The organism is Streptomyces sp. NPDC058308 (genome assembly GCF_042880275.1).
Lineage (GTDB): Bacteria > Actinomycetota > Actinomycetes > Streptomycetales > Streptomycetaceae > Streptomyces.
Genome location: NZ_JBHVZA010000046.1, coordinates 35015 through 45978 on the forward strand (window position 1 = coordinate 35015; position 10964 = coordinate 45978).

The following is a 10964-nucleotide window of genomic DNA, read 5'->3' on the forward strand; positions in this document are numbered from 1 at the left end:
GCCCTGAGGCAGTTTTCCTCTCTCTGGCCGATCGCGGCCGCGGACGACGCTCCGCGGCCGTTCGCCGGGGCGAGCCCGGTCACCCCTCGTCGGGCACCGCGTTCCCCGAAGGGGCGTCGCCGCGCCCGTAGTGGTGGGTGGTGAACATGTACACGAGGCCCGCGCCCACCACGACGCCGCCGCTGAGCAGCACGATCCAGTTGTCGTACCAGGGGGCTTCGGGGGTGCGGGGCCAGGCGATGTTGACGATGGCGAAGATCCCGTAGGCCAGCGCCCCGATGTTGACCGTAAGGCCCCACCGGCCGAGGCGGTACTCGCCGCTCGGCTTCCACCCCTTGAGGCGGGCCCGCAGCGCGGCGAGGACGACCATCTGGAAGGCGGCGTAGATGCCGAGGATCGCAAAGGAGACGATTTTGGTCAGGGCGTCCGCCGAGATCAGCGACCCGAAGGCGATCAGCGTCGGCAGGACCGCGGCGACAAGGAGTGCGTACGGCGGCACCGCGCGAGCCTCGGAGAACTTCCGCAGCATCCGGTGCCCGATGACCATCTCGTCCCGGGCGTACGAGTAGATCAGCCGGCCCGCGGCGGCCTGGAGGCTGATCGTGCAGGACAGGAAGGAGATGAGGACGACGGCCATCACGGTCCGCGCGCCCGCTTCGCCGAGGGCGTCGAAGAGGACCCTGACCACCGGGTCGGCGTCCTCGCCGGAGATGACCGCCTTGTAGTCGACGACGGCGAGGAGCAGCGTCAGACAGGTGAACGTCGCCGCGATCCCGCCGACGTAGATGGTGCGGCGCATCGCCTTGGGGATCACCTGGCCGGGGTGCTTGACCTCTTCGGCGACGTCTCCGCAGGCCTCGAAGCCGTAGTACTGGTAGAAGCCGATGATCGCCGCGCCGAGGAAGACGGGCAGGTAGGAGCTGTCACCGGCCGCGCCGTAGTCGTCGAAGAGGACGCCGAGGCCGTGGAAGCGGTGCGTGGTCAGCAGGATGATGCCGACGACGATCGCGCCGAGCAGCTCCGCGCCGAAGCCGATCAGGGCCGCCCACGAAAGGGCCTTCGTGCCCGCGTAGTTGATGAGCACGGCGATGACGATCAACGCGACCGTGCACAGCACGGTGGTGTGCACGGTGGGGCGGAAACCGAGCAGGATCGCGATGTAGGGCCCCGCCCCGTACGCGACGCTCGTGATCGTGACGAGCAGCGCCCACATGTAGACCCAGCCCGTCATCCACGCCCAGCGCTTGCCCCAGAGCCGCCTGGCCCACGGGTAGACACCGCCCGCGACCGGGTACTGCGCGACGACCTCGCCGAAGACCAGTGCGACGAGGAACTGTCCGCAGCCCGCCATGACGAAGGCCCAGATCATCGGGGGGCCGCCGTCGGCGAGAGCCGTGCCGAAGAGGGTGTACGTGCTCACCACCGGCGAGAGGTAGGTGAACCCGAGGGCGAAGTTCGCCCAGGGCCCCATGTCCTTGCGGAACTCCGATTCCTGTTCTCCCGGCGCGGTGTCCGCGGCGCCGTCCGGTGTGCCGGGAACGGTCACTGGTTGCCCCCTTCCGTGCCCACGGGGCCAGGGCCCGGCCGGGCGGTGATGAGATCGGCCGCGCGCTCGGCGGCGAGCAGCACCGTGACCATCGGGTTGATGGACGGCATGGTGGGGAAGATGGAGGCGTCCACGATGCGCAGGCCGTCGTGGCCGCGCAGCCGCAGCTGCGGGTCGACCACCGCCATCGGGTCGTCCTCCGCGCCCATCCGGCAGGTGCCCGCCGGGTGGTAGACGGTGTGCGCGGCGCGCCGGCCGTACTCCGACAGGTCCTCGTCGGACTGCACGTCCGGCCCCGGCGCCACCTCGCGCAGCAGCCAGTCGCTGAACGGGGCGGTGGCGGCCACCTCACGGGCGATGCGCAGGCCGTCGACGATCGTGCGCTCGTCGTGGCCCTCCGGATCGGTGAAGTAGCGGAAGTCCAGGGCGGGTTTGACGGTCGGGTCCGCGCTGCGCAGCCACATGCGGCCGACGGAGCGGGCGCGCGGCACGTTCGGGGTCATGCAGACGCCGTGCTCGGGCACCGGGTAGCCGAGGCGTTCCGTGTTGACGGTGAACGGCACTTGGTAGAAGTGGAACATCAGGTCGGGGCGCGGGCCGCCCGCCGCGTCGCGGCGCAGGAAGAGACCGGCGTCGGAGTCCATGGCGGAGTTGGGCGGCAGCGGACCGCCGGTCTCCCACACGATCACCGACTCCGGGTGGTCGAGGAGGTTCTCGCCGACCCCGGGCAGATCGGCGCGGACCTCGATGCCCAGGTCGCGCAGCTGCTCGGCGGGCCCGATGCCGGAGAGCAGGAGCAGCCTCGGCGTGTCGATGGCCCCGGCGCACAGCAGCACCTCCGCCTCGGCCTCCAGCGTCGACACCGACCCGTCGGGGTTGCGGACCTCCACGCGGGTGAACCGGCCCTCGCTGTCGGGCAACAGCCGGTAGGCCCAGGTCTCCAGACGCAGCGTCAGGTTGGGCCGGTCCATGATGGGGTGGAGATAGGCGACCGACGCGGAGGACCGCTTGTTGGTCTCCGGGTCGTACGCGAGGGAGAAGAAACCGGCGCCGTCGGTGAAGGGGCGGGCGTTGAAGTCCTCGACGACCGGGACGCCGAGGCAGGTGGCCGCCGCCGTCACGAAGTCCTCTGCGATGGCGTTACGGTCGGCGGCGCCGACGGGCACGATGTTGTTCTGCAGCCGCGCCCGGTACGGCAGGATCGTCTCGGGATCCCAGCCCTCGCAGCCGCTCGCCACCCACTCGTCGAGGTCCTGCGGGAACGGCAGGAAGCTGATCAGGGTGTTGTGCGAGGAGCAGCCGCCGAGCACGCGGGCCCGGGAGTGCAGGATGTGGGAGTTGCCGCGCGGCTGCTCCTCGGTGGTGTAGCCGTAGTCGAATTCGGAGCCGAGCAGGTTGATCCAGTTGCGCAGGCGCAGGATGCGGTCGTCGCCGACGTCGCTGGGCCCGCCCTCCACCACGCAGACCCGGCAGGCCGGGTCCTCGCTCAGCCGGGCGGCCAGTACGGAGCCCGCCGTACCGCCGCCGATGATCAAATAGTCGTAGGTCGTCGTCTCGTCGGCCATGCCGTCGCCCTCTCTCTCGCCCTGCCCGCTCAGCCCTTGAACCAGCCGGAGGGGGCAGGCTTCAGGTTCTGGTAGATGTGCTTGGCCTCCTGGTACTCGCGCAGGCCGGTGGGTCCGAGCTCCCGGCCGAAGCCGGAACGGCCGAAGCCGCCCCACTCCGCCTGCGGCACGTAGGGGTGGAAGTCGTTGATCCAGACCGTGCCGTGGCGCAGCGCGGCCGCGACGCGCTGGGCGCGGCTCGCGTCGTTCGTCCAGATGCCGCCGGCAAGGCCGTACCGCGTGTCGTTGGCGAGCTCGACGGCCTCTTCTTCGGTACGGAAACGTTCCACCGTGACCACCGGGCCGAAGACCTCCTCCTGGACGATGCGCATGGAGCGGTCGCAGTCGGCGTAGAGGGTGGGCAGCAGGAAGAAGCCGCGCGACAGTTCCGGGTCCTCGGGGCGGCGACCGCCGCAGACGAGGCGGGCGCCCTCCTCGGCGGCGATCTCCAGGTAGCTCTCGACCTTCTCCCGGTGCTCGGCGGAGCTGAGCGGACCGCTCTCGGTCGCCGCGTCGAGCCCGTTGCCGAGCCGGATGGTGCTCGCGCGGGCGGCGAGGCGCTCCACGAACCGGTCGTGCAGGGAGTCCTCGACGAGGAGCCGGGAGCCCGCCGAGCAGACCTGGCCCGAGTGCAGGAACGATGCCTCCAGGGCGTGGTCGACGGCGGCGTCGAAGTCGCAGTCGGCGAAGACCACGTTGGGGTTCTTGCCGCCGAGCTCCAGGGCGAGGTTCTTCACCCCCGGTGCGCCCGCCTCCATGATCCGGCGCCCGGTGGCCAGCCCGCCGGTGAAGGAGACCAGGTCCACCTCGGGGTGGGCGGACATGGCCGCGCCCACCGTGCCGCCCGGGCCGAGCACGAGGTTGGCGACCCCGGCCGGGGCACCCGCCTCGGCGATGAGCCGCATCATGTGGATCGTGGAGAGCGGGGTGATCTCGCTGGGCTTGAGCACGAAGGTGTTGCCCGCGGCCAGGGCCGGGGCGACCTTCCAGGAGGCCTGCAGCAGCGGGTAGTTCCACGGCGCGATGAGCGCGCAGACCCCGACGGGATGGTAGGTGACCCGGCTGAGCACGTCGGGGCCGACGTCCACGACCCGGCCGCCGTCCTTGTCGGCGATCTCGCCGAAGTAACGGAAGGCGTTCGAGACGTCCTCGACGTCGATCCGCGCCTCCGCGAGCGTCTTGCCGGTGTCCAGGGACTCGACGTGGGCGATCTCCTCCTGGTCGCGCAGGAGGAACCGCGCCACTCTGAGCAGCACGTCCGCGCGCTCCCGAGTGGGTGCGCCCGGCCACTCGCCACGGTCGAAGGCGCGCCGGGCGGCCTGTACGGCGAGGTCGACGTCCGCCTCGTCGGCCTCGTCGACCGGCTGGACGACGGACGCGTCGTACGGATTGATCACGTCCCGTCGCGCGCCTCGGACGGCTCCGGTCCACTCCCCGTCGACGAACAGTTCCGGCATCGTGGGCTCCCTCGCTCTCGTACCTGTCCGGTGCCGAGGTCACCCACCGGCACGTACGCCGCGCACCAACATCGTCCGATCCGCGCGCACCGGCCATGGGGACGCACCGGCCGGGCGAGGGTTGGGGGCAGATGTGACCTGGTTGGGCTAGGACCCGGCCCTTTCCCGAGAGCCGCGGGCGCCCGTTCTCGCACACACGCGCGCCCCGACGGTCCGTACAGAACCGTCGGGGCGAGTACGTGCTCAGGGCCTGCCGCGCCTCCGGGCGCGGCGCTCCCCGTTCTCTCACCGCTCACGGCGGGCGGTAACAGCCGTGACGCGGTCCAACGACGCCTGGCACAGGGCTGGTTGCTGCGGGCGGGCGGTCTCAACCGTCCAGCGATTCCCCTTAATACGTCCAGCGCAGCAGGGCGCCGAGGCCGCCTGCCGGGAGATCGGTGTCCGCCGCTTCGTGTCGGGCCGAGCCGTCGGACGCGGCCTCGCCGGGGCGCGGGACGATCCGTACGTCGGCTCCTGTCACCGCGGCCGACCGCAGGAGCGCGTCGTCCGCGCGGACGGATACCGGGTCGGTCTCGCCGAGCGTCTGCGCGTCGTTGCGGCGCACCGCGGCCTGGTCGGGCTCGGGGCCCACCCAGACCTCGCGGTTCAGGTCCGGCCCGTCGGGCCGGACCAGCAGCGTGTCGATGCGGTGCTCGCGGGCGGCCGCCACCACGGCCGGGACGCCCTCGACCGCGTCCGTCGGCCTGTCGGTGCCCACGCGACCGGCGCGGAACCGCGCGAGGGCCTCCTCGGCCCGGCGGTCGGCGTGCTGGTGGCGGGCGCGCGCGATGGCCTCTTCCAGGGCCGGGGAGGCGGATCCGGCGGCCCGGCCGCCGTGCTCGGTCTCCACGGTCACGTCGCGGACGGCGTCAGGGAGCTTCGCGTGCACCGCGGGCCGTTCGCGGGGGTCGCCCACGAGGACCACCAGCTCGGCACCGGACTTCTCGTACGCCGCGGTCAGCGCTTCGGCGATCTCGCCCGCGTTGTGCTCCCACGTGTTCTCCACCTTGAGCTGGAAGCTCCGCTCGGACCAGTCCCCGGATGCGGTGCGGTGGACCGGCCGCTGCCTGCCCTCCACTCCCCCGGCGTCCTGCGGCCCGGCCGCGCACCGGAGCTCGAAGTCCGCGCCGGTGCGGTCGATGTACGCCACGAGACAGGCGGGGTCCTGTCCCGCAAGCTCCAGCAGGGGCGCCAGGTGGGGCAGCGGCGCCCAGGACGCGATCTGGCCCCGCGGCGGCCGCGAGAGACGGTGGCCGAGTACCACCTCGCCGGCGGTGGCGAAGACCACGCGGCCGGCCGGGAACTCCGCGGCGGGCGTGCGGGTCAGGACGTCGCCGACCGCCTCCGTGGTGGCGGTGTCCGCGCCCTGCTCCGCCAGCGTCCGGCACACTTCCCGTACGGACAGTTCGCGGCGTTTGGCGCCCGCCTCGTCGTTCTGGCCAGGATCGAGGTAGACCGTGGCCCACGGGCCGGGACGGTCGAAGAGTGGTCCCAGGAACGACAGCTGCATGCTTCCTCCTCGTTCATCCCAGTTGATCCGGGTTCACCCCGGTTCGAGGGGCGCGTACCCGAATGACCGTCGGCAAACACGCGAGGAGGATTCCGCCTTTCGCCGTGTGCGGTCAGGCTTGGTACTCGGTGAGGTCGATGGCGTGGACGCGCAGCGCATAGCCGTACACCGGGTGCGTCGTCTCGCGTTCCGGCGCCATGCCGAGCTTGCGGATGACGTTCTCGGAGGCCTGGTTGTCCAGCCGGTCGATGCTGATGACGCGGTCGAGGCCGCGGTCCTGGAGGGCGAACTCCAGGGTGGCCTGGGCCGCCTCGGACGCGTACCCCTGGCCCCAGAACTGGGAGCCGAGCCGCCAGCTGATCGCCACCTCGGACGCCACCTCCGGCAGGAACTCGGGCACGGACAGACCCGTGAAGCCGACCAGCTCGCCGGAGGCCAGGAGTTCGACGGCGAAGAGGCCGAAGCCCTCGTCGTCCCACTCCTCCTCCCAGCGCTCGATCTCCTCCGCCGTCCGGTCCAGGTCGTGCACCGAGCCGTCGTCGATCCAGTGCATGACGCGCGGGTCGGCGTTGATCTCCGCCATCGGCGTGAGGTCGTCGTCGTGCCAGCGACGCAGGAGGAGGCGGGGCGTGCGGATCTCGGTCATGTGCCCATCCTGCCGAAAGCGGGCGCCTCAGTGGTAATCAGACCGGCGGTGGCCTGCGCTCATCGCGTTCCGGTCAGGCCGGGCGCAGCCACAGGGTGGCCAGGGGCGGCAGCGTCACGCTCAGGCGGGAAGGGCCATCTCCGTCCGGTGCGGGCTCCGGCTTCAGAGGGCCCGGGTTGCCGACGCCACCGCCGCCGTACCGGGCCGCGTCGGTGTTGAGGCTCTCCTGCCAGGCGCCGACCGAGTCCGGCACGGCCAACGCGTAGCCGTGGCGGACCACCGGGGAGAAGTTGCACACGGCGAGGAGCGGATCGCCGTCCTTGGCCCAGCGCAGGAACGCCACGACGTTGTCCTGCGCCGCGTCCACCACGACCCACGAGAACCCCGCCGGGGTCGTGTCCTGCTCCCACAGGGCGGGGGTGGCCCGGTAGCGGTGGTTCAGGTCCCGCACCAGCTCCCGCACCCCGTGGTGGTCGGGCCACGCCGGCCAGGACTCGTCCAGCAGCCCCCAGTCGAGCCCGTGCTCCTGCGACCACTCGGCGCCCTGCGCGAACTCCTGCCCCATGAAGAGGAGTTGCTTGCCGGGGTGGGCCCACATGTAGGCGAGGTAGGCGCGGTGGTCGGCGCGCTGCTGCCACCAGTCGCCGGGCATCTTCGACACCAGCGAGCGCTTGCCGTGCACGACCTCGTCGTGCGAGACCGGCAGGAGATAGTTCTCGCTGTACGCGTAGACCATGGCGAAGGTCAGGTCCGAGTGGTGGTACTGGCGGTGCACGGACTCGTGCCCCATGTACTCCAGGGAGTCGTGCGACCAGCCCATGTTCCACTTCAGGCCGAAGCCCAGACCGCCACGTGCCGGACTGTCGGGGGCGCCGGGTCCGGTCTCGTGGGTGGCCCGGGTGACGCCGTCCCACGCGGTCGACTCCTCCGCGATGGTGACCACCCCGGGGCAGCGGCGGTAGACCGTGGCGTTCATCTCCTGGAGGAAGGCGACGGCGTCCTCGTTCTCCCGCCCGCCGTGGGCGTTGGGCGCCCACCGGCCCTCTTCGCGGGAGTAGTCGAGGTAGAGCATCGAGGCGACGGCGTCCACCCGGAGCCCGTCGACGTGGAACTCCTCGCACCAGTACGTGGCGTTGGCGACGAGGAAGTTGCGGACCTCCGCACGGCCGTAGTCGAAGGTGAGCGTCCCCCAGTCGGGGTGTTCCGCGCGGCGGGGGTCCGCCGGTTCGTAGAGGTGCTCCCCGTCGAACGTGGCGAGCGCCCAGTCGTCGCGCGGGAAGTGCGCGGGCACCCAGTCCATCAGGACGCCGATGCCCGCCCGGTGGAACGCGTCGACGAGGTGCTTGAAGTCGTCGGGGGTGCCGAGGCGGGCGGTCGGGGCGTAGAAGCCGGTGACCTGATAGCCCCAGGAACCGCCGAAGGGGTGCTCGGCAACCGGCATCAGCTCCACATGGGTGAAGCCCAGGTCCGATACGTACGCCGGTAGTTGCTCAGCGAGCTGACGGTAGGTCAGCCCCGGCCGCCAGGACGCGAGGTGCACCTCGTAGACCGAGAACGGCGCCTCGTGCACGGGTACGTCGCCGCGGCGCCGCATCCACTCCTCGTCCCGCCACTCGTGCCGCGAGACCTCGACGACCGAGGCGGTCGCGGGCGGCGCCTCGGTACGGCGGGCCATCGGGTCCGCGCGCACGGTGTGGGTGCCGTCGGGGCGCGTGATGTCGAACTTGTAGAGGGCGCCCTCGTCGAGACCGGGCACGAACAGCTCCCACACGCCGGTCGAGCCGAGGGAGCGCATGGGGTGGGCGGTCCCGTCCCAGTGGCAGAAGTCGCCGGTCACCCGCACTCCCCTGGCGTTCGGCGCCCAGACCGTGAAACGGGTGCCCCGCGTGCCCTGGTGGGTCATCGGGTGCGCCCCGAGCGCCTGCCACAGCTGCTCGTGCCGGCCCTCGCCGATGAGGTGCAGGTCGAGTTCGCCGAGAGCGGGCAAAAAGCGGTAGGGGTCGTGCAGCTCGCTCTCCCGGCCTTCGTACGTCACGCGCAGCTCGTACGCAGGCAAGGTCTCGCGCACGGAGGCGCCCGAGGCGAGGGGCAGGACTCCGGAGTGGAAGCCGTCGCCCACGTCGTTCAGCCGTACGCTCCGCCCGTCGACGACGACCCGCACCGCTTCGGCGTACGGGCGCAGGACCACGAAGGCGATGCCGCCGGGCGCGGGATGGGCGCCGAGGACGGCGTGCGGATCGTGGTGCGTGCCCGAAAGCAGCCGGTGGCGGTCCTCCGCGTCGAGCGGCGCCTCGGGCGGCGGGCCGCTGTCTGTTGCGGGGCGTGAGCGGGGGCGCTCGAGGAGGGCGGCCGCGGGGTCGGGAGCGGATGTGTCGATGCTGGCCACGGATGAACTCTCCTCTGAAGAGTGGATCGGTGAATCGGTGGGTGAGACCGTGCAGGAACGTTTCAGCAGCGGCGGCCGAGGGCGGGGCGTCAAGGGCCCTCCGCGAGCCGGGCGAGCGCCGCCATGGGCACCGGCAGCCACTCGGGGCGGTGCCTGGCCTCGTACAACGCTTCGTACACCGCCCGGTCCGTCTCGTGGGCGCGCAGCAGCGCGGGCTCCGCGCGCGGGTCCCATGGCGCCGCGGCGGCATAGCCCGCGCAGTACGCCTCCCGGCAGCTCCGCGCCCACTGCGGCTGCCAGGGCTGCTCGGAGTGCGCCGCGTAGTCGAACGAGCGGAGCATGCCCGCGATGTCGCGTACCGGAGCCTGCGGCTGTCGGCGTTCGGTGAGCGGCCTGGCCGGTTCGCCCTCGAAGTCGATGACGAACCACCGCTGCCCGGCCCGCAGCACCTGGCCCAGGTGCAGATCGCCGTGGATCCGCTGGTCCGGCCGCTCCTGGCCGTCCGCGGCGACGGCGTCGTAGGCCGCGCGCAGCCTGGGCACGTACGGAGCGAGTGCGGGGACCTGACCCGCGGCGGCCTCCAGGCGTTCGGTCATCGCGGCGGCGAGCTCCGCGCCGGCGCGGCGGTCGGGTGCCTGGGGCGGGAAGACCTGGGCGAGTGCCAGGTGCACCTCGGCGGTGGCACGCCCGAGTTCGTACGACTCGGCGGTGAAGTCGTGGCCCGCCGCGAGGGACTGCAGCGCCAGCGTCCAGCCGTCCGTCGCATCGCTCAGGAAGGGCTGCAGGACGCCCAGCGTGGTCCTGCGCGGCTGCGTGGTGCCGAACCAGGCCACGGGCGCGGGCACCCGTGCGCAGCCCGCGCCGGACAGCGCCCACGGCACTTCCAGGTCCGGGTTGGTGCCGTACTGGACGCGGCGGAAGAGCTTCAGGATGAAGCGGTTGCCGTACACCAGCGAGGTGTTGGACTGCTCGCCGCCGAGCAGCCGGGGGGTGAGCCCGGCGGGCACCTCGGTCCGCGCGTCGCACTCGAAGCGCAGGGGGCCCGCCTCGCCCGGAGTCCGCAGCCGCTCCAGGAGCAGCCCCGCCGACCGGGGGTCCAGCAGGGCGTCGTACACGCTGAGTCCCGCGAGAGGGCCCACGGTCGGCCTGCCGATGACCGCGTGGTGGAGCCGCGGCGGCAGCTCCTCGCGGATGCCGAGCACGAGTTGGTAGCAGTGCGGCGAGGTGCCGGCGTGGCGGGTGCTGATCAGCAGGTGCAGGCACCCCGGGTGCAGCGTGGTCATCGACACGACGGAGAGGTCCGTGATGGGCCACCCCTTGGCCGCGAACCACCGCTGCTTCGGGAGCCACTCCCGAAGCAGTCCGGCCAGCGACCTCAGCACCAGGGGTGGGCTGAGGCTGTCGTGCGAGAGCGGTGCGGTCTTGAGCATGCGGCACATCCCTTCAGAGGCGTACGGCGGGAGCCACCGGACGGGGCGGGGGGAGGTGGTCGCGCAGGCGGAACCAGTAGAAGCCGTGGCCCGCGAGGGTGAGGAGGTAGGGGAGTTCCCCGATGGCCGGAAAGCGCACGCCGCCGATCAGCTCCACGGGGTGGCGTCCGTTGAAGGTCTGGAGGTCGAGTTCGGTGGGCTGGGCGAAGCGGGAGAAGTTGTGGACGCAGAGGACGAGGTCGTCCCCGTCCTCCTCCGTCGCGGGGGCCTCGCGCAGGAAGGCGAGGACGGCGGGGTTGGTGGAGGGGAGTTCGGTGTAGGAGCCCAGGCCGAAGGCGGGGTTCTG

The 10964-nt window shown here is 72.0% G+C and carries 8 protein-coding genes; all 8 read right to left on the reverse strand.

Features of this window, described 5'->3' with window-relative positions:
• Positions 1–79: 79 nt before the first annotated feature.
• On the reverse strand, positions 80–1546 hold the full coding sequence (locus tag ACFVYL_RS35810) for an APC family permease (RefSeq protein ID WP_389723802.1): 1467 nt from the start codon (positions 1544–1546) through the stop codon (positions 80–82).
• Positions 1543–3111, reverse strand: coding sequence for a GMC family oxidoreductase (locus ACFVYL_RS35815; RefSeq protein WP_389723805.1), 1569 nt, complete (start codon positions 3109–3111; stop codon positions 1543–1545). Before ACFVYL_RS35815 ends, ACFVYL_RS35810 begins: the two co-directional genes overlap by 4 nt.
• Positions 3112–3140: 29 nt before the next feature.
• Positions 3141–4607 (reverse strand): aldehyde dehydrogenase family protein, encoded by a 1467-nt coding sequence (locus ACFVYL_RS35820; protein ID WP_389723808.1) that lies wholly within the window; start codon positions 4605–4607, stop codon positions 3141–3143.
• Positions 4608–4995: 388 nt separating this feature from the next.
• A complete protein-coding gene (locus ACFVYL_RS35825) occupies positions 4996–6156 on the reverse strand; it encodes a Vms1/Ankzf1 family peptidyl-tRNA hydrolase (RefSeq protein ID WP_389723811.1) in 1161 nt (386 codons plus the stop codon).
• Positions 6157–6268: 112 nt separating this feature from the next.
• Positions 6269–6802 (reverse strand): GNAT family N-acetyltransferase, encoded by a 534-nt coding sequence (locus ACFVYL_RS35830; protein WP_389723814.1) that lies wholly within the window; start codon positions 6800–6802, stop codon positions 6269–6271.
• 73 nt (positions 6803–6875) lie between these two features.
• Positions 6876–9188 (reverse strand): 1,4-alpha-glucan branching enzyme, encoded by a 2313-nt coding sequence (glgB, locus tag ACFVYL_RS35835; protein ID WP_389723817.1) that lies wholly within the window; start codon positions 9186–9188, stop codon positions 6876–6878.
• An 89-nt stretch (positions 9189–9277) separates the two neighbouring features.
• Positions 9278–10618 carry a maltokinase gene (locus ACFVYL_RS35840; protein WP_389723819.1) on the reverse strand — a complete coding sequence of 447 codons (1341 nt, stop codon included), beginning with the start codon at positions 10616–10618 and terminating at the stop codon, positions 9278–9280.
• 13 nt (positions 10619–10631) lie between these two features.
• The coding region (locus ACFVYL_RS35845) for an alpha-glucosidase C-terminal domain-containing protein (protein ID WP_389723821.1) at positions 10632–10964 on the reverse strand (333 nt) is incomplete at its 5' end.